Origin of the sequence: Allobosea spartocytisi, from assembly GCF_014764685.1 — a bacterium.
Taxonomy (GTDB): domain Bacteria; phylum Pseudomonadota; class Alphaproteobacteria; order Rhizobiales; family Beijerinckiaceae; genus Allobosea; species Allobosea spartocytisi.
Map to the genome: position 1 here is coordinate 1 of NZ_JACXWY010000003.1, position 25,799 is coordinate 25,799.

18 protein-coding genes and 1 pseudogene are annotated in these 25,799 nt (G+C 66.0%); 9 read left to right on the forward strand and 10 right to left on the reverse strand.

The window, feature by feature from the left end:
• Together IED13_RS05410 and IED13_RS05415 are read left to right on the forward strand one after the other, a co-directional pair.
• Window positions 1–127: pseudogene (locus IED13_RS05410) on the forward strand (IS5 family transposase); the annotation flags it as partial.
• Between the two features lie 73 nt (window positions 128–200).
• Entirely contained in the window at window positions 201–692 is a 492-nt protein-coding gene (locus tag IED13_RS05415; protein ID WP_191123607.1) for a hypothetical protein, read from the forward strand.
• A 16-nt stretch (window positions 693–708) separates the two neighbouring features.
• Here IED13_RS05415 and uvrB read toward each other — a convergent pair whose 3' ends face one another.
• Window positions 709–3,408 carry an excinuclease ABC subunit UvrB gene (gene uvrB / locus IED13_RS05420; protein ID WP_191123608.1) on the reverse strand — a complete coding sequence of 900 codons (2,700 nt, stop codon included), beginning with the start codon at window positions 3,406–3,408 and terminating at the stop codon, window positions 709–711.
• A 141-nt stretch (window positions 3,409–3,549) separates the two neighbouring features.
• Here uvrB and IED13_RS05425 point away from each other — a divergent pair, with 141 nt between their 5' ends.
• Entirely contained in the window at window positions 3,550–6,993 is a 3,444-nt protein-coding gene (locus tag IED13_RS05425; protein WP_191123609.1) for a class I SAM-dependent DNA methyltransferase, read from the forward strand.
• A gap of 17 nt (window positions 6,994–7,010) precedes the next feature.
• On the opposite strand, the gene IED13_RS05430 is transcribed toward IED13_RS05425, so the two are convergent.
• A complete protein-coding gene (locus IED13_RS05430; protein ID WP_191123610.1) occupies window positions 7,011–8,228 on the reverse strand; it encodes a TIGR03862 family flavoprotein in 1,218 nt (405 codons plus the stop codon).
• A 97-nt stretch (window positions 8,229–8,325) separates the two neighbouring features.
• On the opposite strand from IED13_RS05430, the gene IED13_RS05435 reads away from it, so the two are divergent.
• Window positions 8,326–8,646, forward strand: a complete 321-nt coding sequence (locus tag IED13_RS05435; RefSeq protein WP_038364498.1) for a YnfA family protein — start codon at window positions 8,326–8,328, stop codon at window positions 8,644–8,646.
• A 146-nt stretch (window positions 8,647–8,792) separates the two neighbouring features.
• Here the strand turns inward: IED13_RS05435 and IED13_RS05440 are convergent, their stop codons facing one another.
• The 7 genes from IED13_RS05440 to IED13_RS05470 all read right to left on the reverse strand — a co-directional run bounded on the left by IED13_RS05440 (window position 8,793) and on the right by IED13_RS05470 (window position 17,969).
• Window positions 8,793–10,520, reverse strand: a complete 1,728-nt coding sequence (locus IED13_RS05440; protein WP_112763896.1) for a Na/Pi cotransporter family protein — start codon at window positions 10,518–10,520, stop codon at window positions 8,793–8,795.
• A gap of 156 nt (window positions 10,521–10,676) precedes the next feature.
• Complete coding sequence (locus tag IED13_RS05445) at window positions 10,677–11,744, reverse strand: ABC transporter ATP-binding protein (RefSeq protein WP_211200689.1); 1,068 nt, start codon at window positions 11,742–11,744, stop codon at window positions 10,677–10,679.
• Complete coding sequence (locus tag IED13_RS05450) at window positions 11,741–13,957, reverse strand: ABC transporter permease (protein WP_191123611.1); 2,217 nt, start codon at window positions 13,955–13,957, stop codon at window positions 11,741–11,743. Before IED13_RS05450 ends, IED13_RS05445 begins: the two co-directional genes overlap by 4 nt.
• A gap of 228 nt (window positions 13,958–14,185) precedes the next feature.
• Window positions 14,186–15,223: an ABC transporter substrate-binding protein gene (locus IED13_RS05455; protein WP_038364503.1), complete on the reverse strand. Its 1,038-nt coding sequence runs from the start codon at window positions 15,221–15,223 to the stop codon at window positions 14,186–14,188.
• A gap of 104 nt (window positions 15,224–15,327) precedes the next feature.
• Window positions 15,328–16,110, reverse strand: coding sequence for an inositol monophosphatase family protein (locus IED13_RS05460; protein WP_191123612.1), 783 nt, complete (start codon window positions 16,108–16,110; stop codon window positions 15,328–15,330).
• Window positions 16,110–17,129 carry an inositol 2-dehydrogenase gene (gene iolG, locus IED13_RS05465; RefSeq protein ID WP_248312466.1) on the reverse strand — a complete coding sequence of 340 codons (1,020 nt, stop codon included), beginning with the start codon at window positions 17,127–17,129 and terminating at the stop codon, window positions 16,110–16,112. Before iolG ends, IED13_RS05460 begins: the two co-directional genes overlap by 1 nt.
• A 39-nt stretch (window positions 17,130–17,168) precedes the next feature.
• Window positions 17,169–17,969 (reverse strand): SDR family oxidoreductase, encoded by an 801-nt coding sequence (locus tag IED13_RS05470; RefSeq protein WP_133565918.1) that lies wholly within the window; start codon window positions 17,967–17,969, stop codon window positions 17,169–17,171.
• A 330-nt stretch (window positions 17,970–18,299) separates the two neighbouring features.
• Between IED13_RS05470 and purU the strand changes: the two genes are divergently transcribed.
• From purU to IED13_RS05495, 5 genes are all read left to right on the forward strand, one after another.
• The gene (gene purU, locus IED13_RS05475) at window positions 18,300–19,163 is read left to right on the forward strand and encodes a formyltetrahydrofolate deformylase (RefSeq protein WP_038364511.1); all 864 of its coding nucleotides are present in this window, start codon (window positions 18,300–18,302) and stop codon (window positions 19,161–19,163) included.
• 210 nt (window positions 19,164–19,373) lie between these two features.
• Entirely contained in the window at window positions 19,374–21,161 is a 1,788-nt protein-coding gene (locus IED13_RS05480; RefSeq protein WP_038364513.1) for a peptide ABC transporter substrate-binding protein, read from the forward strand.
• Window positions 21,162–21,311: 150 nt separating this feature from the next.
• The gene (locus IED13_RS05485; RefSeq protein ID WP_038364515.1) at window positions 21,312–22,271 is read left to right on the forward strand and encodes an ABC transporter permease; all 960 of its coding nucleotides are present in this window, start codon (window positions 21,312–21,314) and stop codon (window positions 22,269–22,271) included.
• Window positions 22,237–23,178: an ABC transporter permease gene (locus tag IED13_RS05490; RefSeq protein WP_038364517.1), complete on the forward strand. Its 942-nt coding sequence runs from the start codon at window positions 22,237–22,239 to the stop codon at window positions 23,176–23,178. The genes IED13_RS05485 and IED13_RS05490 overlap by 35 nt, the downstream gene beginning before the upstream one ends.
• A gap of 18 nt (window positions 23,179–23,196) precedes the next feature.
• Window positions 23,197–25,047, forward strand: coding sequence for an ABC transporter ATP-binding protein (locus tag IED13_RS05495; RefSeq protein ID WP_112763901.1), 1,851 nt, complete (start codon window positions 23,197–23,199; stop codon window positions 25,045–25,047).
• 93 nt (window positions 25,048–25,140) lie between these two features.
• Here IED13_RS05495 and IED13_RS05500 read toward each other — a convergent pair whose 3' ends face one another.
• A complete protein-coding gene (locus tag IED13_RS05500; protein WP_051988187.1) occupies window positions 25,141–25,656 on the reverse strand; it encodes a YqhA family protein in 516 nt (171 codons plus the stop codon).
• Between the last annotated feature and the right edge of the window lie 143 nt (window positions 25,657–25,799).

The window sequence follows — 25,799 nt, forward strand, 5'->3', positions numbered from 1 at the left end:
TCTGTTCAGCAAGCTCAAGAACTGGCGGCGCGTCGCCACACGCTACGACAAGAGCAAGGAATCTTACCTCGGATTCGTCGCCATTGCCGCAGTCAAACTCTGGCTACCCTTTGTCCACGAAGCCTAGGATAATCCCCTATCGCGGCATTGGAAGAATCCCAACCGGCCTCCGCCCAGGATCTGATGCAAAGAAACGAATCTTGCTAGATCAACTGCCTCGATTAATTAGCGGATACGGAAAAACATTTGCAAATGACCCTCCAGAATATAGGCGGATCGTCGTTGTTATTTGCGACTTAGATAATCGGGACAAATTTACATTTCTAAAGGAAATTGAAGAATCTCTCTCGCGGATAAAAACAAAGCCAACTTACTACGTTTGTCCGGCTATCGAAGAAGGAGAGGCGTGGCTTCTCGGGGACAAGGACGCCATATTCAAGGCATATCCGCGAGCGATTGCTACGCCAATAAACTCATACTCTTACGACAGTATTTGTGGAACATGGGAGAAGTTAGCAGACAGCCTTTACACCGGCGGATCTAAAGCCCTAAAAAATCAACATTACTCAGAAATTGGGAAACAGAAAAATATCTGGGCAAAGAATATAACGCCCCATATTCAAATTGACCGCAACCAATCTCCTAGCCTTTCAGAATTAATATCATCGATCTGTAAAGAAATTGAAAGATAGCGTTCGGAATCCGCATCTAACGCCTCCTCCGTCTCTCCTCCGCCCCCTTAGGCCGCTGCTCCGGCACCGGGCCCATCTCGTCCAGCGTCGGCTTCCGCACCCGTGAGGTACCCGCCAGCAGCGGGTTCGGCTTCTCGCCGGATTTCGGCTTGCCCTCGCCGCCGCCGAGATTATGCGGGCCCATATCCGCGTCCGTGGGCTTGCGGGCACGGGTCGGCGGCAGGTTGGCGCTGGAGCCGTAGCTGCGCTCGCCCTTGTACTTGCCGGCGGAGGCCTCGACATCGCCCTGCCGGGCGAGCGGATCGTCCGCGATCGCCAGCTCCGTCGCCTGCAGGCGCTTGATCTCGTCGCGCAGGCGGGCCGCCGTCTCGAATTCGAGATCGGCCGCGGCCTCGCGCATGCGCTTCTCGAGATCGGCGATCGCGGCCTTGAGGTTGTGGCCCGAGGCCGGCGCCACCAGCCCCTTGTCGACCGTGACATGGTCGCGCTCATAGACCGAGCCGAGGATGTCGCCGATGGCGCGCTTGATCGTCTGCGGCGTGATGCCGTGCTCGGCATTGTAGGCGAGCTGCTTCTCGCGGCGGCGGTTGGTCTCGGCCAGCGCCCGCTCCATCGAGCCGGTGACGTGGTCGGCATAGAGGATGACCTTGCCGTCGACGTTTCGGGCGGCGCGGCCGATGGTCTGGATCAGCGAGGTCTCGGAGCGCAGGAAGCCCTCCTTGTCGGCGTCGAGGATGGCGACGAAGCCGCATTCGGGAATGTCGAGGCCCTCGCGCAGCAGGTTGATGCCGACCAGCACGTCGAAGGTGCCAAGCCTGAGGTCTCTGAGGATCTCGATGCGCTCGATCGTGTCGATGTCCGAGTGCATGTAGCGCACGCGCACGCCGTTCTCGTGCAGGTATTCGGTCAAATCCTCGGCCATGCGCTTGGTCAGCACGGTGACGAGGGTGCGATAGCCCTTCTCGGTGACCTCCTTGATCTCGTCCAGGAGGTCCGCGACCTGGTGCTTGGCGGGGCGGATCTCGACCGGCGGGTCGATCAAACCTGTCGGGCGGATGACCTGCTCGGTGAAGACGCCGCCGGTCTGCTCCATCTCCCAGCCGCCGGGCGTGGCCGAGACATGCACCGACTGGGGCCGCATCGCGTCCCATTCCTCGAAGCGCAGCGGCCGGTTGTCCATGCAGGAGGGCAGGCGGAAGCCGTATTCGGCCAGCGTCGCCTTGCGGCGGAAGTCGCCCCGGTACATGCCGCCGATCTGCGGCACGGTGACGTGGCTCTCGTCGGTGAAGACCAGCGCGTTGTCGGGCAGGTATTCGAACAGCGTCGGCGGCGGCTCGCCCGGCTTGCGGCCGGTGAGATAGCGCGAATAGTTCTCGATGCCGTTGCAGGAGCCGGTGGCCTCGATCATCTCGATGTCGAAGGTGCAGCGCTGGTCGAGCCTTTGCGCCTCCAGGAAGCGGCCCATGCGGTTGAGCTCGTCGAGGCGGGCCTTGAGCTCCTCCTTGATCGACTTCACGGCTTGCGTCAGCGTCGGGCGCGGCGTGGTGTAGTGCGAATTGCCGTAGACCTTGATGAATTCGAGCTCGCCGGTCTTCTGGCCGGTCAGCGGGTCGAACTCCGAGATCGACTCGACCTCGTCGCCGAACAGGCCGATGCGCCAGGCGCGGTCCTCATAGTGCGCCGGGTAGAGCTCGATCACGTCGCCGCGCACGCGAAACGTGCCGCGGGCGAAGTCGTGCTGGGTGCGCTTGTACTGGAGCGCGACGAGATCGGCGATGAGCTGGCGCTGCTCGATGCGCTCGCCGAGCTTCACCGAGAAGGTCATCGCCGTATAGGTCTCGACCGAGCCGATACCGTAGATGCAGGAGACTGAGGCGACGATGATCACGTCGTCGCGTTCGAGCAGGGAGCGCGTCGCCGAGTGGCGCATGCGGTCGATCTGCTCGTTGATCGAGGATTCCTTCTCGATATAGGTGTCCGAGCGCGGGACATAGGCCTCCGGCTGGTAGTAGTCGTAATAGGAGACGAAGTACTCGACCGCGTTGTCGGGGAAGAAGCTCTTGAACTCCCCGTAAAGCTGCGCGGCCAGCGTCTTGTTCGGCGCGAGGATCAGTGCCGGGCGCTGCGTTTCCTCGATCACCTTGGCCATGGTGAAGGTCTTGCCCGAGCCGGTGACGCCGAGCAGCACCTGGTCGCGCTCCTGCCGGCGGATGCCGTCGACGAGATCGGCGATCGCGGTCGGCTGGTCGCCCGAGGGGGAGAACTCCGACTTCATCTGGAAGCGGATGCCGCCTTCCGATTTCTCGGGGCGCTCGGGCCGGTGCGGCGTCCAGGGTTTTCCGGGCTGGATGAAGGGGCTGCCGGTCTCCAAGAGATGCTGCAACGAGCTCGCCGTGGCGGCCGCCGCGCCCTCGGCGCCGATGAAGGCGCCATCCGCCTTCTTGGAGAGCTTGCGTTTGGGCCTCTCCTCGCCGCCCGGCCGCTCCGTGGCATAGCTCGGCTTCGCCTCGTAGCCGGCCTGCGGCCTGTCGCTGAAGCCGGAGGCGCCGCCCGGCACCGCCGTGCCGCGGTTGATCGCGGGGTTCAGCAGATCGGCGAGATAGCCTTCGAGCGGTTTGAGCTCGGGCTTGGTCGCCTTGGAATTCGGCGTGCGGGCCGAAGAGGGCTTCTTCGCCGCCTTCGGCCTGGTCGCGGTGGTGTCGGAGCTTTTCGGCATGGCCGCAATATGGGGCGGAACCGCCGCGGATGCGAGGGGGCGCAGCGCCCGGCTGGCATGATTGGTGACAGGAGTTGACAGGACAGAAAACTGCAACTTATAGTTGTATGGATGCGGCATCCGCAATCAGGGGCCGTTACGATGCCGGGGAGCAGACCCGAGCCGGCGGAGGATGAGGTCGAAGCCTTCATCGCCCGCTGGCGCATGTCGGAAGGGGCCGAGCGCGCGGCCTATGCGCAGTTCCTGAGCGAATTGTGCCCTCTGATCGGCGTCGAGGCGCCGCAGCCGCCAACCAGCGACGCCGACGCGGTGGCCTATCGCTTCGAGTACCCCGTGCGCTTTCCTGACGGACAGGGTGGGCACACGACCGGGCGGATCGACCTCTACAAGAAGAGCGCCTTCGTCCTGGAGGCGAAGCAGAGCCGATTGAAGGGCAGACCGAAAGCGCTGCTGCTGGTCGGTGACGACGAAGGCGCCGAAGTGGCTTCCGCCAACACGCGCGGCCGCCGCGGCCCGGAACTCGGGCGCGACCTGTTCATGCTCAACGCCCGCAATCAGGGCGAGCGCTACGCCAAGGCCGTGCCGGCGAGCCATGGCTGGCCGCCCTTCCTGATCGTCTGCGATGTCGGCCATTGCTTCGAGCTCTATGCGGACTTCTCCAGCCTCGGGAAAAACTACGCCCAGTTTCCCGACCGGCACCGCTTCCGCATCTATCTGGAAGATTTGAGGGACCCGCAGATCCGGGATCTGATGAGACGGGTCTGGGAAGACCCGCTCTCGCTCGACCCGGCGCGCCGGGCGGCCATCGCGACCCGGCAGATCGCTGAGCGGCTCGCGGTCGTCTCCAAGGCCCTGGAACAGCGGCATGATCCGGAATTCGTCGCGCTCTTCCTGATGCGCTGCATCTTCACCATGTTCGCGGAGGATGTTCGGCTCATTCCCGCCGACAGCTTCAAGCGGTTGTTGCGCGAATGCCTGGACTCACCGAAAAGCTTCAAGCCGCTCCTCGAAGAGCTCTGGCGAACGATGGACCGTGGCGGCTTTTCGGCTGCGGTCCGTGCCGAGATCAAATGCTTCAACGGGCGCATGTTCGCCGATCCGCAGGTGTTCGGCCTCGGCCGCGACGGCATCGCCGAATTGCTGGCCGCCGCGGAGCATGACTGGAGCCTGGTGGAGCCGTCGATCTTCGGCGGCCTGCTGGAACAGGCGCTCAACCCGGCCGAGCGCGCGCGCCTGGGCGCACACTACACGCCGCGCAGCTATGTGGAGCTGCTGGTCATCGAGACCGTGATCGTGCCACTGCGCGAGGAGTGGCGCGCGGTCGTCGGAGCGGCACAGCAAGCGCGCGATGCCGGGCAGAAGAGCCTCGCCCTCAATCATATGAAAGCGTTTCACAGCCGGCTTTGCGCGATACGCATCCTCGACCCGGCCTGCGGAACCGGCAATTTCCTGCATGTCGCGCAGGACCTGATGAAGCGGCTGGAAGGCGAGGTGCTGGAAGCGGCCGCCGAACTCGGTGCGGCAGAACATCTCGGCGGATTCGGCGCGCGGGGCGTCGGTCCATGGCAGTTCTTCGGTCTCGACGCGAATTCCCGCGCTGCCGCCATCGCCGATCTGATGCTGTGGATCGGCTATCTGCAATGGCATCTGCGCACCCGAGCCTATGCGCCGCAAGAACCGATCCTGAAGAAGCTCGAGCAGATCCGGACCTGCGACGCCTTGATCTCATGGGCGAAATGGCCGGTTCCGGCGACCCTACTGGGCCGGGCGGTGGCTCCGCCCGATGTGCATCTCGCGCCCTGGCCGGAGGTCGATTTCATCGTCGGCAATCCCCCTTTCATCGGCGGCAAGGATCTGCGTCGCCGGCTGGGCGACGGATATGTCGCGGGCCTGCGCCAAATCTATCCCCATATCAACGAGAGCGCCGATTTCGTGATGTATTGGGTGGATCGCGCCGCGACCGCGGCGACCCGGCCGGGAGCCCGGCTGCGCCGATTCGGCTTCGTCACCACCAATTCCATCGCACAGGTCTTCCAGAGGCGCGTCCTCGAACGGCATCTTATCGCCGAGCGCCCGATCTCGCTCGTCATGGCGATTGCCGATCATCCCTGGACCAAGGCGGGAAAGGATACCGCCGCCGTTCGCATTGCGATGACCGTGGTCGAGGCCGGGCAGCATGACGGCCGATTGCTCGAGCTGGTCTCGGAAGCGGGGCTCGATACGGACCAACCGCAAATCGAGCTAGCCGAGCGACAGGGGCGGATCAATGCGGATCTGACGATCGGCGCCGATCTCACCAAGACAAACGCCTTGCGCGCCAATCACGGGTTGTGCTCACCGGGCGTGAAGCTGCACGGCGCCGGGTTCATCGTGACGCCGGAGGAGGCCGGGGCGCTCGGGCTGGGCCGCCGCAGCGGTCTGACAGAGCATATCCGCGCTTACCGCAACGGCCGCGACCTGACCGCAAGGCCGCGCAATGCGATGGTGATCGACCTTTTCGGGCTCCCCTTGGAAACAGCTCGGGAGCGTTTTCCGGAGGTTTATCAGCATCTGAAACTGACCGTGCGCCAGGAGCGCGATGCACAGTTCCGGCGCTCCCCCACGAAGGACGCCTCCGAATACCTCGATCACTGGTGGCTGTTCGGGAAGCCCCGGCAGCTCTTGCGCCCCGCCCTCGCCCAGCTCCAGCGCTACATCGCCACGGTCGAGACCGCGAAGCACCGTGTCTTCCAGTTCCTCGACGGGTCGATCCTGCCCGACAACATGCTGGTCGCGGTCGCACTGTCGGATGCCTTCCATCTCGGCGTGCTGTCTTCGCGTTTCCACGTCGCCTGGGCCTTGCGCGCCGGCGGCCGGCTCGGCATCGGCAACGACCCCCGCTACTCGAAATCGCGCTGCTTCGACCCGTTTCCCTTCCCGGAGGTCAGCGAAGCCCAGAAGGAGGCGATCCGGCTGCCGGCCGAGGCGCTGGACGCGCTGCGCAAGCAGGTTCTGGCCGAGCATCCCGACCTCACCCTGACCAAGCTCTACAATGTCCGCGAGGCGATCCGCACGGGTTGTGCGCTGAACGCGGCCGAGACCAGTGTCCGCGATCGCGGCCTGGCGCTGATCCTCGACGAGCATCACCTGGCCGTCGATGCTGCCGTGGCCGCCGCCTATGGCTGGCCTGTCGATCTCGCCGAGGAGGAGGTGCTGGCGCGGCTCGCGGCGCTCAACCAGCAGCGCGCGCAGGAGGAGAAGCGCGGCCATGTCCACTGGCTGCGGCCCGACTATCAGCGCCCGCGCCATGGCGACACGGACAGGGGCGGGGAACAGCTCGAGGCGGAGGTGCTGGTCGCCGCGCGTCCCGCCGCGACGAAACCGAGCTTTCCGGCCGATGCCGTCGAGCGCGTCGCGGCGGTGCTCGCCATGCTGGCGGGCACCGCGATCCCGCTCGATGCGGCAGCCATCGCCGGGCAGTTCCGGCAGGGGCGCCGGGTCGAACGCGCCGTGCGCGAGATCCTCGTCTCGCTCGCCCGTGTCGGGGAAATCTCGACCGTCGACAGCGGCATCCGCTTCGCGCGCCGGCTGACCGCCACGGGGTGACGGGCTTCACCGCGGATTCAGGCCCTCGCGAGCCACGCCTCCAGGCCGGCGGCAGCGGCGACGCCCGTCGCGAGGCTCGCCTGCAGCAGGTAGCCGCCGGTCGGCGCCTCCCAGTCCAGCATTTCGCCGGCGACGAAGACGCCCGGCAAGCGCTTCAGCATGAAGCCGGCATCGAGCTCGCCATGGGCGATGCCGCCGGCGGTCGAGATGGCGCGGGCGATCGGCATCGGCGCGGCGAGGCGCAGCGGAGCATCCTTGATGAGCAGCGCCAGGGCTCCGGGCTCGGCCGGCATCGCGGCGCCCGCAACCTCGCGCAGCAGCGCCACGGCGACGGGCGAAAGCCCGGCCGCCTTGCGCAGATGATTGCTCAGCGTCTCGCCCTTGCGGCGCTTCGTCAGGCGCGCGGCGAGCGCCTCGGTGGACAAATCCGGCCTCAGATCGAGCCGGAGCGTCGCCGCGCCATCGCGCAGAACGGCCTCGCGCAGCGGCGCCGAGAGAGCATAGACCAGGCCGCCCTCGATGCCATCAGCGTCGATCATGGCCTCGCCCGCCACCTCCTCATCGCCGAAGCGCGCCTCGATGCGCTTCAGCGGCGTGCCGGCGAAACGCGCGCGCATCGTCTGCGACCAGGCGACGGTGAAACCAGCATTGGCGGGCCGGAGCGGCGATATCGCGATCTCCCGCGCGGCGAGCAGCGGCACCCAGCCTCCATCGGAGCCGAGACGCGGCCAGCTCGCGCCGCCCAGCGCGAGCAAGGCGGCCGCGGGATGGACGGTTTCGGTTTCGCTGGAAGCGAGCCGGAAGGTCAGGGCACCGGCAGCGTCCCAGCCGGTCCAGAGCCGGCCGGACGCCAGCCTGACGCCCAGCCCTTCGAGGCGCCGCAGCCAGGCGCGCAGCAGCGGCGAGGCCTTCATCGCACGGGGAAAGATGCGCCCACTCGATCCGACGAAGGTCTCCGCGCCGAGCCCATCGGCCCAGTCGCGCAAGGCTTGCGGCGGAAAGGCGCGGATGGCCGGCTCCAGCCAGCCCTTCGCCTCGCGATAGCGGCCGAGGACGGCATCGAGCGGCTCGGAGTGGGTCAGGTTCAATCCGCCCCGGCCCGCGAGCAGGAATTTGCGCGCCGGCGAGGCCATGCGCTCGTAGATCGTGACGCGATGCCCGGCCTGCGCCAGCCGCTCGGCAGCGATCAATCCGGCCGGGCCGGCGCCGATGATGGCGATATTCTGTGCTGACATGTCCCGGGCTTGCTCGCATTGCGCTTCACTCGCAATGACGGCTTAGACTGGGGGCTCCCGCGAGGGAACCTCATTCGCGACCCACCCGGACCGTGCCATGCCTACGCTTGCCGCCTATATCGGCGCCGCGCTCTTCGAGATCGCCGGCTGCTTCGCCTTCTGGGGCTGGATGCGGCTCGGCAAGCCCGTCTGGTGGCTGCTGCCGGGGCTCGTCTCGCTCGGGCTCTTCGCCTGGCTGCTGACGCTGGTGGAAAGCGCCGCGGCCGGGCGCGCCTACGCCGCCTATGGCGGGATCTATATCGTCGCCTCGCTCGGCTGGCTCTGGGCGATTGAGGGTTTGAGGCCGGACCGGTGGGACGTGACGGGCGGCATCATCTGCCTCGCGGGCGCTGCGATCATCTTGGCGGCGCCGCGTTAGGCAGGCATGAACGTCATTCTCGGGCGAAGCGGCGCTTCGACCCGAGAATCTCATGCAAGAAGGGGAGCCCTTCCGCCCGGAGATGCTCGGGTCAAGCCCGAGCATGACGGCGGGACGGGCCACCTCCCGATCGAAACGCCCGATGCTCACCCGCCCGAATGCGGGGCGGGGATGAGCGTGGCCGGCGTCTCGCGATTGCGCGCCGCTTCCTTGGTCTCGCGCAGGCGGCTCTCGCGCAACTCGTTGGCGCTCTCCAAGATCGGGTAGGCGATCGAGACGATGTGGCCGTGGATGCGCTTGAGGTCGCGGATGATGTCGAGATGGATCGCGCTGGTCTCGATCGATTCCGGCCGGCCCGAGCGCAGGCGCTGGAAATGGCTGTCGGTGGCGCGCCGCTCGGCCTCGCGCATCGCCGCCTTGTCGGCGAAGAGCTGGCGGGCGAGCACGAGGTCGCGCGTCGCGAAGACGTTGAGCGCCAGCGCCAGCGCCGAGGCGACGCGGTGATGGAACTCGCGGATCTCGGCCAGCCCCTCGGGCGAGAAGGAGTAGCGCTTGCGGATCTTCTTCTCGGCGAGCTCGCGCAGGTTCTTGTCGATGACGTCGCCGATATGCTCGAGATTGGTGATCAGCGTGACGATCTCGAACAGGCGGCGGCTTTCCTCGTCGGTCAGCTCGTTGCGCGAGACCTTGACCAGATAGAGCTTGATCGACTCATGGATGGTGTCGACGCCGTCATCGGCCCGGGCGATGGCGCGGGAGAGCTTGAGCTCGTCCTTCTCCAGCAGCGTCATGGTGTCGCGCAGCATGGACTCGACCCGGTCGCCGAGGCGCAGCGCCTCGCGCATCGCGCCGCCGAGCGCCTCGGTCGGGCTGTCCAGCGCATTGGGGTCGAGATAGCGCGGCGTCACCGCCTCGCCCTTCTCCTCCTTGCCGGGCATGAAGCGCTCGACCAGCCCCGAGATGGGCTTGACGAAGGGCAGGAAGATCAGCGCGCCGACGAAGTTCAGCACGACATGGAACTCGATGGCGAGGCGCGAGCCCGACGGAGACAGGCCGAGCAGCCAGCCCGAGAGCGGGCCGACGAAGGGCAGCACGGCGAGCGCCAGCAGGAGCCGGGTCAGCAGGTTGCCGACGGCGGCGCGACGCTGGGCGGCCGGCGCGCCGAGCTGGTCCAGCACCGGGATCAGCGCATTGCCGAGATTGGCGCCGATGACCAGCGTCAGTGCGGTTGCCGGCGGGAACAGGCCCGAGGCGGCGAAGGTCGCGATCATCAGGATGACCGCGATGCTGGAATGGACCAGCCAGGTCGCGGCGATGGCGACGAGCATGCCGAGCAGCGGCTCGGAACCGATGGCCCCGAGGACGACGCGGAAGGTCGGCGACCGGGCGAGCGGCGCGGCGGCGGCGTTGAGCTCGATCAGCGCCAGCAGGATGAGGCCGATCCCGACGAGGACGCGGCCGATATTGCGCGGCCGTTCCATCGCCTCGCTGGAGAGATACATCGCGACGCCGATGGCGACGCAGAGCCCCCAGAGCCAGCCCAGATCCATCGAGATCACGAAAGCGGCGAGCGCCGTGCCGAGATTGGCGCCGAGAAGGACGGCGAGCGCCATCGCCGGCACGATCAGCGCCTGCCCGGCGAAGGAGGAGACCAGCAGCGTCGTCGCGGTCGAGCTCTGCAGCACCATGGTCACGGCGATGCCGCTGCCGAAGGCGGCGAAGCGATTGCGCGTGAAACTCTGCAACGCATGCCTGAGCTGCGAGCCGAAGGCGCGCATCGCGCCCGTTCGGACCAATCTGACCGCCCAGATCAGCAGCGCGACGCCGCCGGCCAGATGGATCAGGATGGTGGTTGCGCTCTCGCTCGCGTTCATTTCGGTGCGGTCTTTCTCCGGTTTGGGATTGAAATATCTGCCGAATCTATCAATTTTTGATTAGCCGGCCAACTGATATCTCGCAAAAAAGTGCCCATAATGAGATCATCGGAATTGTGATCCGGGCAGGCGAAATCCGGGCTTTCGGCGGCGGAATCAGGCTGGCGGGATCAGCGTCACCCCCGACTCGGCAAAGGAAACCGCGACGGGCGCTCCCGGTTCCAGCATCGTGCGGGCGCCATACTGGACGACGAACAGCTCGCCGATCTCGGTTTCGACCATGACGTCGAGGTGATTGCCGAGATAGGCGCATTTGCTGATCTTGCCCGGCAGCGAGGCCGGGCCTGCGGTGCCGGACAGCAGCAGCGCCTCGGGGCGGATCGCGACCTTGGCCGGGCCGGGGCCGAGATCGCGGGCGGGCAGCGAAATCGCGGCGGAGCCGATCGCGACCTCGGCGCGGCCATCCGCCACGGATTTCACGGTCACCTCGACCAGATTGGCGTCGCCGATGAAATCCGCGACGAAGGCATTGGCCGGCTGCTCATAGAGCTCGCGCGGCGCGCCTTCCTGCGCGATCCGCGAATTCGACATCACGATGATGCGGTCGGAGACCGCCAGCGCCTCCTCCTGATCGTGGGTGACATAGGCGACGGTCAGGTTGAGGTCCTGCTGCAATTCGCGGATCTCCTCGCGGACGCGGCGGCGCAGCTTGGCGTCGAGATTGGAGAGCGGTTCGTCGAAGAGCAGCACCTGCGGCTCCAGCACGAGCGCGCGGGCGACCGCGACGCGCTGCTGCTGGCCGCCGGAGAGCTCGGAGGGGTAGCGGCTCTCGAAGCCCTTCAGGCCGACCAGCGCCAGCTTCTCCAGCGCCATCTGCTTCGCCTGCTCCTTGCCGAGCCCCTTCACGGTGGGGCCATAGGCGGCGTTCTCGAGCACGCTCATATGCGGGAACAGCGCATAGGACTGGAAGACCATCGAGACGTCGCGGTCGGCGGCCGAGAGCTTGGTGACGTCCTTGCCGCCGATCAGGATCTGGCCCTCGCTGGCGATCTCGAGGCCCGCGATCATGCGCAAGGTCGTGGTCTTGCCGCAGCCGGAGGGGCCGAGCAGCGTGACGAGCTTGCCGGCTTCGATGGTGAAATTGACGTTGTCGACCGCCGTCACCGCGCCGTAGCGCATCGAGACATTGCGGAATTCAACGGAAGCGGGGCCGGCCTTCGTCAACTTGCTGCTCCCTGGGTGATGGGGTTGGAGACCGAGCTGGATAGCGCGACGATCTTGCGCCGGCCGAGCTTGCGCTCGCCGACGAGGAACTGGATCAGCGCGATGCCGAAGGCCATGAAAACGATGAGCGCCGAGGAATAGGCGATGGCGAGGCCGAACTCGCCGGCCTCGACGCGCCCGACGATATAGGCGGTAGAGAGGTTGTACTCGGCCGAGACGAGGAAGATCACGGCGCTGACCGCCGTCATCGAGCGCACGAAGCTGTAGACCAAGGCGGAAACCAGCGCCGGCTTCAGCAGCGGCAGCACGACGCGCCAGAGCGTCGTGAAGCTGCGGGCGCGCAAGGTGGTCGAGGCCTCGTCCAGGCTCTTGTCGATCTGCGACAGGCCGGCGATGCCGGAGCGCACGCCGACCGGCATGTTGCGGAAGACGAAGGCGATGATGAGGATCAGGCCGGTGCCGGTGATCTCGATCGGTGGCACGTTAAAGGCGAGGATATAGGCGACGCCGAGCACCGTGCCGGGAATGGCGAAGGAGAGCATCGTCGCGAATTCGAGTGCGCCGCGCCCGCGGAAGCGCTGCCGCGTCAGCAGATAGGCGGTGAGCAGCCCGATCAGCGCCGTCAGCGGCGCCGAGATCGCCGCGACCTTCACCGTGGTGAAGAAGGAGGACCAGGCCGAGCCCTCGAAGAAGATGCCGTTGCTGAAGTCGATGGCGAAGCCGGTGCGGTAATGCTCCAGCGTCGGGGTGAAGTCGCGGCCCATATTGCGAACGAAGCCGCCGATCAGGATGACCACATAGATGACGACGGTGAGCGCGACCCAGGGCACGATCGCCGCCGTGGCGAGCCAGGAGACGCGGCGCGGCAGCGGGGTCGGCAGGCCGGCATCGCCCTTGCCGGTGACGGTGGTGTAGGATTTGTCGCCGAGCCAACGCTGCTGCACCCAGAAGGCACCAAGCGTGAAGGCGAGCAGGATGATGGCGAGCACCGCCGCCTGCCCCTGATTGTAGGAGGCGCCGACCACCGCGAAGAAGATCTTGGTCGAGAGCACCTCGAAATTGCCGCCGAGCACCAGCGGATTGCCGAAATCGGCCATGCTCTCGACGAAGCCGAGCAGGAAGGCATTGGCGATGCCCGGCCTGAGCAGCGGCCAGGTCACCGTGCGGAAGGTCTGCCAGCGCTTGGCGCCGAGCGTCTGCGAGGCTTCCTCCAGGCTCGGGCTGATGCCCTGCACCACGCCGATCAGCACGAGGAAGGCGATCGGCGCGAAGGCCAGCACCTGCGCCAGCAGCACGCCGGGCAGGCCGTAGAGCCAGCGCGAGCGGGGAACCCCGAACCATTCATAGAGCAGGGTCGAGGCCGCGCCGGCGCGGCCGAAGAGCAGGATCAGCGCGAGGCCGATGACGAAGGGCGGGGTGATGATCGGCAGCACCGTCAGCGCCCGCATGATGCGCTTGCCGGGCATGCCGGTGCGCAGGATCAAAAGCGCGCAGGCCAAGCCCAGCAAGGTGGTGATGACGCCGCAGAGCACGGCGAGGACCAGCGTGTTCCAGGCGACGCCGCAATTGGTGTTGCTGGTGACGCAGCCGAGCCCCCAGATCGAGGCATCGAGGAAGCGCGCGAGGAAGGCGGCGGGCGCGAAAGTGCCGTCCGCTTCGATCAGTGCGCTCTTCAGGATGATCCAGACCGGGAAGAAGATGAACAGGCCGATCAGCAGGATGACGATGCCGATCGAGGAGGTCGTGAAGAGGTCGCCGCGGCAAATCCCGCGATAGGCGAGCCCGTGGCAGAGCAGCAGCAGCAATGCGAGCAGCGTCAGGAAGCCGCCGCCGCCCATGCCGCGCTGGGCCGCGCCCGCTCCGCCCAACAGAGCGGCGAGCCAGGGAATGCCCTGGTCCTTGAGCACGATGGCGAAGGCCTGGGCGAAGAACAGGAGCATGCCGAGCAGGCCCGCCCCGATCAGCACCTTCGCCGCCCGTCCACGGTCGGCGCTGCCCATGAAGGCGGTCGCGACCGCAAGGGCGATGCCCACCGGCAGGAGCCAGGGCGCCTGTCCCGAGAGCGCGAGCGCCAGCGCGCTGCCGGCCTTGCCGAACGGATATCCCGCAAGCCAGCCGAGATCGGTCAGGCCCATGCCCTCGACGAGATACCAGGGCATCAGCGCATAGCCGATCCAGCCGATCAGCAGCACGAGTCGCGTCGCCGGTGCCATCCTTGCCCTGTCCCTCACCTGATGCTTCGAGCCGGTTCGTTCCGGCTTTCATGTCGATGATACGGTTCGACCGATACCACCGTGGTCATCCCGGACGCAGCGAAGCGGAGATCCGGGATCCATGCCTGAACTTTTATCGCAAGCGCTCTGGCATGGATCCCGGGTCAAGCCCGGGATGACGGGGTATTTCCGAGGTCGAGTTCCCCAGATTGCTTTGGAAGCGCCGCCTTACTTCGGCAGCGCCTTCACTTCCTTGTCCCACTTCGCGAGCAGGCGGTTGCGCTCGGCCGAGGAGCCGTATTTCACGAAGTCGTAGTTGATGAGCTTCATCTCGCTCATCTTCGGGGCCTGGGCTGGCACCGGCGCGTTCTTGTTCGAGGGCACCTGATAGGACTTGGCCGGGGCTCCGAGCGCCTGGGCGGCCGGGGTCAGGGCCCAGTCGTAGAACTTCTTGGCGTTGTCGAGGTTGCGCGCGCCCTTGACGATCGACATCGAGCCGATCTCGTAGCCCGTGCCCTCGCAAGGCGCGACCGGCTTGATCGGGTCGCCCTGCACGGCGAAGACCACCGCGTCATGGATGAAGACGATGCCGACCGCCGTCTCGCCGAGGCTCGCGGCCTTGGCCGGCGCGGCGCCCGACTTGGTGTACTGGCTGACGTTCTTGTGCAGGGCCTTGAGGTAGTCGAAGCCCTTCTCCTCGCCCATGAGCTGAACGACGGTGGCGAGCAGGTTATAGGCCGTGCCCGAGGAGTTGGGATCGGCGACCTGGACGTCGTCCTTGAGCTTGGCGTTGAGCAGATCGGCCCAGCATTTCGGCTCGGGGATGCCCTTCGCCTTGATCTGCTCGGTGTTGTAGCCGAAGCCGAGCGCGCCGGCATAGATGCCGATGGTGCGCTTGTTGGCGGCCTTCCACTGATTCAGCGCCCAGTCGTTGAGGTCCTTATTCGCGGGCGATTCGTATTCGGTCGTCAGCCCTTCCTCGGCTGCCTGCAGATGCGGGTCGCCGGTGCCGCCCCACCAGATGTCGCCGCGCGGATTCGAGGACTCGGCCTTGAGCTGCGCATAGATCTCGCCCGCCGATTTGCGGGTCATCGCGACCTTGATGCCGGTCTCCTTCTCGAAGGCGGTCGACATGGCGCGGCACCATTCCTCCTGGACGCCGCAATACATGACGAGCGACCCCTGAGCGCGGGCCGGTGTCGCGGCAAAGGCCGCGGTGGCGATGGCGGCGAAAAGCCCCGCCTTGAGCCAGGATTTTGACTGCATGATAACCTCCCTGATTGTGTGGACCGGCCTCTTACGTCCGGTTTTTGTGATTGTCGTGAAAGTGAAACGACTTGGCCGAAAAGGTCAACGATATAGCGTGCCGGCTAAACGACCCCGGTGATCTCCTTCAGAGCCGGCGCCAGAGCCGGCGTGCAGCACAGGATCGGATTGCCCTTGGCGATGCCTTCGCCGGCGAAGAAGTCATTGATATGGGCGCCGGCCTCCGAGGCGATGACGATGCCGGCCGCGACGTCCCAGGCGTTGATGTGCAATTCGGCATAGGCGTCGCTGCTGCCGTTCGCGACATGGCAGAGGCCGAGCGTGCCCGAGCCGCCGCGCCGGACCGCCGCACCTGCCGCATAGCTGCGGCCGATGGTCTCGACATAGCGCTGCGCCGGGATACGGGTCGACCATCCCAGCTCGACCGAGGCGCGGGCAATGTCCGCCCCGCCCGAGACCTTGATCGCATCGCCGTTGAGGGTCGCGCCGGCGCCGCGCCGGGCGGCATAGACCTCGCCCAGCGCCGGTGCGGCGACGACGCCGATCTCCGGCACCCGATCCGCCAGAAAGCCGATCGAGATGCACCAGTTGCGGTCGCCATGGGCGAAATTCGCGGTGCCGTCGATCGGATCGAGAATCCAGACCGCGTCGGAGGCCTGGCCGCCGCCCTCCTCGCCGATGACGGAATCGTTCGGGAAGAGCGCGGAGAGGCGCTGGCGCAGGAAATCCTCGACCTTGCCGTCCGCGATGGTCAGCCAGTCCTGCGCACCCTTCATGGTGGTGCCGAGCGATTCACGCTTGCTGAAATAGCCCAGCGCCAGATGGCTCGCCTCGGCCGCGAGGCCGAGCGCCGCGTAATAGCGCAGATCGCGTTCCGCCGGGGTCATCAGTTCGCTCCCAGATCGACGCGGACGGGCTTGCCGGTCTGCGCCGACTCGGTCGCGGCATCGGCGAGGATCTGCGCCTTCAAGCCATCGAGGCCGGTCGGAGACGGCGCGGCCTTGCCGTGGCAGGCGGCGATGAAGGCGTCGAGCTCGGCGCGATAGGCCGCGGCATAGCGCTCCAGGAAGAAGTTCTGCACCGGATCGGCGCGGAAACCCTGCCCGGTCGCGATCTCGACGGTGGTCTCGTGGATGTTGCCGGCGCGCAGCATGCCCTGCGAGCCGTGGACCTCGATGCGCTGGTCATAGCCGTAGGTGGCGCGGCGCGAGTTCGAGATCTGGGCGATCTTGCCCGAGGCCGTCTTCATGACAACGGCGGCGGTGTCGACATCGCCGGCCTCGCCGATCGCCTTGTCGACCAAGGCCGAGCCGAGCGCGAAGACCTCGACCGGCTCCTCGGCGAGGAGGAAGCGCGCCATGTCGAAGTCGTGGATCATCATGTCGCGGAAGAGCCCGCCCGAGCGCCTGACATACTCGACCGGCGGCGGGGCCGGATCGCGCGAGATCACCGTGACGATCTCGATCGCGCCGGCCTCGCCCGAACGCAGGCGCTTCTCCAGCGCGGCGAAATTCGGATCGAAGCGGCGGTTGAAGCCGATCATCAGCGGCTTGCCGGATTTTTCGACCGTGGCGAGGCAGCGGCGGATGCGGGCGGCGTCGAGATCGACCGGCTTCTCGCAGAACACGGCCTTGCCGGCTGCGACCGCCTGCTCGATCAGGTCGGCATGGGTGTCGGTCGGGGTGCAGATCAGCACGGCGTCGATCGCCGGATCGGCGAGAATCGCCTCGGTGCTCGCAACCTTCGCGCCGGTGGCGGCAGCGAGCGAGGCGGCGGCCTCCGGCATCGCGTCGGTGACGGCGACAAGCTCGGCATCGCCGCGCGCGGCGACGTTCAGCCCGTGAATGCGCCCGATGCGGCCGGCGCCCAGCAATCCGATCTTCATGGTGTCTTCAAGTCCCGTCATCGTTTCCGCAGCCGTCCTGCAGCGATCCGCCCCGGAGCGCTAGTCATGCGCGCCGAGAATATTCTGGTCGAAATCGATATTGGCTCCGGTCATCAGCCCGGATTCGTCGGAAGCGAGATAGGCCACCGCCTTGGCGACCTCGCGCGGATCGATCAGCCGGCCGAAAGGCTGGGAGGCCGAAGCTTCCTCCAGCCAGCCATCCTTGGCATCGTGGCGCAGCTTCATGATCGCGTCTTCGCCCGGCGTCGCCATCCAGCCGATATTGAGGCCGTTGCAGCGGATGCGGTGCTTGATGAGGCCGTAGGCGACGTTCTTCGTCAGCACGCCAAGCGCGCCCTTGGAGACGCTGTAGGCGGAGAGGAAGGGCTGGCCGCCATGGGCCGACATCGACTGGATGTTGACGATCGCGCCCGCAATGCCCTGCCGGCGCATCAACTCGGCCGCATCCTGGATCAGGAAGAAGGGCGCCCGCAGATTGACCGCCATGATGCGCTCATAGAGCGCGGGCTCGGTGTCGAAGATCGTGCCGCGATCGGTATCGCCGGCGGCGTTGACGAGAATGTCGAGCCGCCCGAAGGCCTTTTCCGCCGCCGGGACGATCTGCCTGACGGCGTCGAGATCGGCGAGATCGACACGGTGGAAGAGCGCCTCGCAGCCCGCCGCGCGCAGGCTCGCGGCGACCGCCTCGCCGCGCGCGGCATTGCGCCCGGTCAACAGGATGGCGCGGAGGCCGCGGCCGGCGAATTCATGGGCGATCGCCTCGCCCAGCCCCTGGCTGGCGCCGGTGACGATCGCGACCCGGCCCTCGAGGCTGCGGCTGAAACTTGCGGCTTGCGGCACCTGCGCCGGCTCCCTGAAAACGGCAGAAATTTTTTAGTTCCACTTTTGTTGGAATAAACATTCCATTTTCGGAGAGGCCAAGTCAAGACGACCCGGAGGCCGGCGCTTGACAAGATCGGCCCGACGCGGTGTTGCAGAGGTGCGGCCATGGCACGGTCGCGCTGGAACGGTTCCCCACGCCCATGACGGCACCAGCCCCGACGAGCCCGGCCAGAGCCGGCACCCGCCCGGCCAACGGCCGAGGTTGACGGCAGCGCGTCGCGCGCCGCCCGTCCCATCGCCATCCCCCGTCATTCCTGCCGAAGGGCCGCCGAACCGGCGGCATCAGCCATGCTCGAACACATCTCCATCCTCACCCTGTCCTGCCCCAACCGGCCCGGCATCGTCGCGGCGGTCTCGACGCTGCTGTTCGAGGCCGGCTGCAATATCCTCGACGCCCAACAGTTCGACGACACCGAGACCGGGCGCTTCTTCATGCGCGTCGTCTTCAACCGGCTGGAAGGCAGCCAGCCGCACGAAGCCATCGCGGCCGCCGTCGACGGGCTCGCCGAACGCTTCGCGATGCAAGCCAGCCTGCGCGAGGTCGGGCGGAAGAAGCGCGTGATGCTGCTGGTCTCGAAATTCGACCACTGCCTGGCCGATCTGCTCTATCGCTGGCGCATCGGCGAACTGCCGATGGAGATCACCGGCATCGTCTCGAACCATGCGCGCGAGCACATCGCCTCGACCGATCTCGGCACGCTGCCGTTCCACCACATGCCGGTGACGCGCCAGAGCAAGATGGAGCAGGAAGCGGAGATCTGGCGCCTGATCCAGGAGACGAAGACCGACCTCGTCGTCCTCGCCCGCTACATGCAGATCCTGTCCGATGGATTTTCAGCCAAGCTCGCCGGCCGCTGCATCAATATCCATCACTCGTTCCTGCCCGGCTTCAAGGGCGCCAAGCCCTATCACCAGGCCCATGAGCGCGGGGTCAAGCTGATCGGCGCCACCGCGCATTACGTCACGCCCGATCTCGACGAAGGCCCGATCATCGAGCAGGACGTCGAGCGCATCTCGCACCGCGACACGCCGGAAGACCTCGTCCGCAAGGGGCGCGACATCGAGCGCCGCGTCCTGGCCCGGGCGGTTCTCAACCATTTGGAAGATCGCGTGCTCCTCAACGGGCAAAAAACTGTCGTCTTCACCGACTGATTCGCACAAAATTGCACAACCGGCGCGGTTCGGTGAAAAAACTCCCGTAGCCCGGGAATGTCAGCCGGCTAGCGCGGGCAAATCCGGAATTTGCACCGCGCTGCACAGTTGACGCTTTCGTTGGCACATGCCTTGCTGAGGCCGCAACCATAACAATGGCGCCAGAGCGCCGGGGATGCTTTTTGTTTTTTTTAAGGTGGAGGCAATCCGATGAAAGACCAGGAAATCCGCGGCCTGATCGCGGATGTGAAGGAAGGCACGCTGTCGCGACGCTCCTTCATCCAGAAAATGGCGGCAGTCGGCATCGCCGCTCCGATCGCGAGCCAAATTCTCGTCTGGAACGACGTGGCGATGGCGAATGCCACGCTCGAATACAAGCCGACCAAGGCCGGCGGCGGCGGACCGCTCAAGATCCTGCTCTGGCAGGCGCCGACCCTGCTGAACCCGCATTTCGCCTCGGGCACCAAGGACCAGATCGCCTCGCGCATCTTCTATGAGCCGCTCGCCGGCTGGGACAAGGAAGGCAACCTCATCCCCTGCCTCGCCGCCGAAGTGCCGACGAAGGCGAATGGCGGCCTCTCGGCCGACGGCCTGAGCGTCACCTGGAAGCTGAAGCCCGGCGTGAAATGGCATGACGGCAAGCCGTTCACGGCCGACGACGTCGTCTTCACCTGGGAATACGCCAAGGAGCCGGCGACCGCCGCCTACACCACGGGCTCCTACACCAACATCAAGGTCGAGAAGGTCGACGATCTCACGGTCAAGGTGATCTTCCAGCAGCCGACGCCGTTCTGGGCCGACCCCTTCGTCGGCACCGTCGGCCAGATCCTGCCGAAGCACCGCTTCGGCGATTATGTCGGCGCCAAGTCGCGCGAGGCGCCGGACAACCTGAAGCCCATCGGCACCGGCCCCTACAAGTTCGTCGACTTCAAGCCGGGCGACGTGCTGACCGGCGAGCGCAACCCCGACTACCACATCAAGAACCAGCCCGCCTTCGACACACTCGAGGTCAAGGGCGGCGGTGACGCGGTCTCGGCGGCGCGCGCCGTGCTGCAGACCGGCGAATACGACTATGCCTGGAACCTGCAGGTCGAGGACGAGGTCCTCAAGCGCATGGAGACCGGCGGACGCGGCAAGGTCAGCACGGTTCCCTCGGGCGATATCGAGTTCATCATCCTGAACCCGACCGATCCGTGGACCGAGGTCGACGGCGAGCGCTCCAGCGTCAAGACCAAACACCCGACGCTGAGCGATCCGAAGGTGCGCGAGGCGATCAACCTGCTGATCGACCGCGACTCGGTCCAGAAGTTCATCTATGGCCGCGGCGGCATCGCGACGGCGAGCTTCGTCAATGAGCCCAAGCAGTTCAAGTCGACCAAGCTCAAATACGAGTTCAACATCGACAAGGCCAACAAGATCCTCGACGAGGCCGGCTGGAAGAAGGGCTCCGACGGCATTCGCGAAAAGGACGGCAAGAAGCTCAAATACGTCTTCCAGACCTCGATCAACGCCCCGCGCCAGAAGACCCAGGCCATCATCAAGCAGGCTTGCCAGCGCGCCGGCATCGATCTGGAGCTGAAGTCGGTCACGGCCTCGGTGTTCTTCTCCTCGGACGTCGCCAACCCCGACACCTACACCAAGCTCTATGTCGACATGGAGATGTACACGACCACGCAGCCGCAGCCCGATCCCGAGCGCTTCCTCAACCAGTTCGTCTCCTGGGAGATCGCCAACAAGGAGAACAAGTGGCTGGGCCGCAACGTCTCGCGCTACTCGGATCCGGCTGCCGACGAGGCCTACAAGGCCGCCCAGAAGGAGCTCGACCCGGCCAAGCGCGCAGCCCTGCTGATCAAGGTCAACGAGATCTTCTGCGAGGCCAACATCATCCTGCCGCTGCTCTCGCGCACCCGCGTCGCCGCGGCTGCGAACAACGTCATGCACGACCATTCCGGCTGGGACGTCGATACCTGGAACATTGCGGCCTGGTATCGCAGCTGAGCTTGAAAACGCCCTTCACGCAGTCTTTCGCTGTGTGAAGGGCGACTGCATCGGCTTGCCCCTCCTGTGCCAAAAGTGCAGGAGGGCTTGCCGATTGCTACCGGCGTTCAGTCCGCGGCCCGGCCGCGCACGCAAAGAGAAACAAACTTCATGGCGACATATCTGATACGGCGGCTTCTTATCGCCATTCCAAGCCTGCTCGGCATCAGCCTGATCCTGTTCACGGTCCTGGCGCTCGCGCCGGGCGATCCTTTCTCGGAGATGGCGACGAATCCGAACGTGCCGCCTGAGGTGCGCGAGGCCATCCGCGCCAGCTTCGGCCTCAACGACCCGATTTTCGTGCGCTATCTGCGCTGGCTCTCCGCCATGGCCCAGGGCGACTGGGGCTTCTCCTTCGCCAGCCGCATCAATGTCGACCAGCTCATCCTGCAGCGCCTGCCGACCACGCTGTTCGTCGTCGGCTCCTCGCAGATCCTGGCGCTGTGCGTCGCGCTGCCCGTCGGCATCTACGCCGCGACGCGGCCCTATTCCGTCTTCGACCAGATCGCCAACACGCTGGCCTTCATCGGCTTCTCGCTGCCGACCTTCTTCACCGGCCTGCTCTTCATCCTGCTGTTCTCGGTGACGCTCGACTGGTTTCCCTTCGTCTACCGCTCCGACATCGCCGCGACCGGCTGGCGCTGGTATTGGGAGATGTTCCGCCAGGCGATCATGCCGATCACCGTGCTCGGCCTGTTCCAGGCAGCGTCCTATACGCGCTATGTGCGTTCCTCGGTGCTCGACGTGATCCGGCTCGACTATGTCACGACGGCCCGCGCCAAGGGCCTCAGCGAGCGCAAGGTCACGCTGCGCCACATCACGCGCAACGCGCTGATCCCGGTGGTGACGCTGGTCGCGCTGCAGATGCCCGCCGTGTTCGGCGGCGCGCTCGTGACCGAGCAGATCTTTCGCGTGCCGGGCATCGGCTCGCTGCTGATCGACGCAATCCTCGCCAACGACACCCCAGTCATCATGGCCGTGACCTTCGTGTTCGCCTGCCTGGTGGTCCTGTTCAACCTCATTGCGGATGTTCTTTATGGCTGGCTCGACCCTCGCATCTCCTTCAGCTGAACCGGCCGTGGCGGCGCGCGCCACCACGGCGGCGGTTTCGCCGGGGCGCGAGACCTGGCGGCGCTTCAAGCGCCATCGCCTCGCCGTGGTCAGCAGCTTCATCCTCGGCTTCCTGATCCTCGGCGTGGTCGTCGGCCCCTGGCTGTGGCCGGTCGCGATCAACGACATCGACTTCACGGCGCAATTGCAGGGACCGTCCTTCGCTCACCCGCTCGGGACCGACGATCTCGGCCAGGATATCCTGGCGCGCATGATGTATGGCGGGCGCATCTCGCTCTCCGTGGGTCTCGCGGCCATGGTGGTGGCGACCTTCGTCGGTGTGATCATCGGCGCGCTCGCCGGCATGTCGCGCAAGGTCGCCGATCCCGTCCTGATGTGGGTGACGGACCTGTTCCTGTCGCTGCCGCAGCTGCCCCTGCTGCTGCTCGTGATCTATCTCTTCCGCGAGCAGCTCAAGGCGCTCTTCGGTGTCGAGGGCGGCGTCTTCGTGCTGATCGTCGTCGTCATCGGCGGCCTGCGCTGGATGCCCGTCGCCCGGCTGGTGCGGGCGCAGTTCCTGTCGCTGCGCGAGAAGGAATTCGTCGAGGCGGCCCGCGCCCAGGGCGCGACCAAGCTCAGGCAGATGTTCGCCCATATCCTGCCCAACGCGCTCGGGCCCGTCATCGTCGCGGCGACGATCGAGGTCTCCGCGGCGATCATCGCCGAATCGACGCTCTCCTTCCTCGGGCTGGGCTTCCCGCCGGACATCCCGACCTGGGGGCGCCTGCTGTTCGACGCCAAGGACCATCTCGATTCCGCGCCGCACTGGGCGTTGTTCCCCGGTGCCGCGATCTTCCTCACCGTGTTGTCGATCAACTTCATCGGCGACGGCCTGCGTGACGCTCTCGACCCGCGCCGCGTGATCTGATCCAGAGAAGGACCTGACATGACCTCCCCGATCCTCTCCGTTTCCAACCTGACCACCTCCTTCCGCGTGGAGGGACAGTGGAAGTCGGTGGTCCGCAACATCTCCTTCGACATCAAGCCGAAGGAGACCCTGGCGGTGGTCGGCGAGTCCGGCTCCGGCAAGAGCGTCACCGCGCTCTCGATCATGCGGCTGACCCCGCCCGGCTCGAGCAAGATCGAAGGCTCGATCAAGCTCAACGGCAAGGAGCTTCTGACGCTGCCCGACGCGGATATGCGCCATATCCGCGGCAACGAGATCGCGATGATCTTCCAGGAGCCGATGACCTCGCTGAACCCGGTGCTGACCATCGGCTTCCAGATCGCCGAGGCGCTGATCCTGCATCGCGGCCTGTCGCGCTCCGAGGCCGAGGCCGAGACGATCCGCCTGCTGGAGAAGGTCCGCATCCCCGCCGCGAAGTCGCGCTTCCACGAATATCCGCACCGCTTCTCGGGCGGCATGCGCCAACGCGTGATGATCGCGATGGCGCTGGCCTGCAAGCCCAAGCTCCTGATCGCCGACGAGCCGACGACCGCGCTCGACGTGACCATCCAGGCGCAGATCCTGGAGCTGATCAAGACGCTGCAGGACGAGGAGGGCATGTCCGTCCTCTTCATCACCCACGACATGGGCGTCGTCGCCGAGATCGCCGACCGCACCGTCGTCATGTACAATGGCGACGAGATCGAGACCGGCCCGACCGAGGACATCTTCGCCCGGCCGCAGAAGCCCTACACCAAGTCGCTGCTTTCGGCCGTGCCGAAGCTCGGCTCGATGATCGGCAAGGCCCGGCCGATGCGCTTCCCCGTCGTCGACCGCGCCACCGGCGAATCCGACGTGCCGACCGAGACGCCCGACACCGTCCAGGCGGCCGAGCGTCCCGTCCTCGAAGTCGCCGGCCTCACCACCCGCTTCGAGATCCGCGGCGGCCTGCTCTCCTCGGTCAAGGGCCGGGTGCATGCGGTCGAGAACGTCTCCTTCAGCCTGAAGGCCGGCGAGACGCTGGCGCTGGTCGGCGAATCCGGCTGCGGCAAGTCGACCACCGGCCGCTCGGTGATGCGCCTGATCGAGCCGCTCACCGGCTCGGTGCTGCTCGACGGCGTCGACGTGCTGAAGCTCAACCAGCATGACCTGCGCGAGCAGCGCAAACGCATGCAGATGATCTTCCAGGACCCCTTCGCCTCGCTCAATCCGCGCATGAATGTCGGGACCGCGATCGCTGAGCCGCTGCTGATCAACAACCTCGCCAGCCGCTCGGAGGCGCGCGACAAGGTGGCGGACCTGCTCAAGCGCGTCGGCCTCTCGCCCGACATGGCCAACCGCTTCCCGCACGAGTTCTCGGGCGGCCAGCGCCAGCGCATCTGCATCGCCCGCGCGCTCGCGGTCGAGCCGCGCCTGATCGTGGCCGACGAGGCGGTCTCGGCGCTCGACGTCTCGGTGAAGGCGCAGGTGGTCAACCTGATGCTCGACCTGCAGGCGCGCATGGGGCTGGGCTATCTCTTCATCTCGCACGACATGGCGGTGGTGGAGCGCGTCAGCCATCGCGTGGCGGTGATGTATCTCGGCGAGATCGTCGAGATCGGCCCGCGCGTCTCGATCTTCGAGAACCCGCAGCACCCCTACACCAAGCGCCTGCTGGCCGCCGTGCCGGTCGCCGATCCCGCCCGGCGCCTGATCAAGCGCCCGGTCTCGAACGACGAGATCAAGAGCCCGGTCCGCGCCCCCGACTACGAGCCGCCGGTGCGCCAGTATCGCGAGGTCTCGCCCGGCCATGCCGTGATGATCTGGGGCGAGGAATGGGAGAAGAAGGATCCGGCCGCGATCGCGGCCTGAGCCCTTCCAAGATCGAGACGATCAGCCCGCGGCGCGAGCCGCGGGTTTTTTTTGTTGGGGTGTGGCCGCTGCTTCAGCGGTCCTCGATCGGCCCTAATGCTTTGGCGGCTCAGCCTCTCCGACGCGATCCGCGATCGCCATGAGCAGCATCGTCAGCGCAAAGCCCAACATGATGGCGATGAGCCATCCGAGCTTCGTACTATCCGCGCTGTTCTCGATATCCAGGAACCACTCCAGAACGTTCACCGCCGCGATGGCGACGATGGATGCAAGCAGCCTTTGCTTCAGACCCGAAAACCCCACATTTGCCAGGCTGGTTGGCCAGGCCGGGCGTTGCTGGACATCGATCGGCGCCAAGAAATTCTCGTAGCTCGAGCAGATCACGATGACGATCAGATTTGCCGTCAAGGCAATGTCGACGAGCTTCAAGCTGCCGACAATGATTTCGGACGGATCGGACATCCGGGCGCTCGTGAAAAAATCGAACAGCTTCAGCGCGAAATTGAAGAGCAGGGCCGCGAGGGTGAGGATCAGGCCAAGGAGAAAGGGCGCCAGGAACCAACGGGAATTTGCGATGATGGCTTCAAGCGTCAAGCGCAAGCGATTCATGACGAACTCCCTGTGGCTTCTGCCCCCGGGCGAACATTGTGAAAGCTGAATTTGCCAGAATGGCTCGGTCACGCCAATCGGAAGGTGTTGCCGAAGCGCCCTGCATCGGCTCCGCAAACACGCGCAAGCGGGCCAATCGTTCG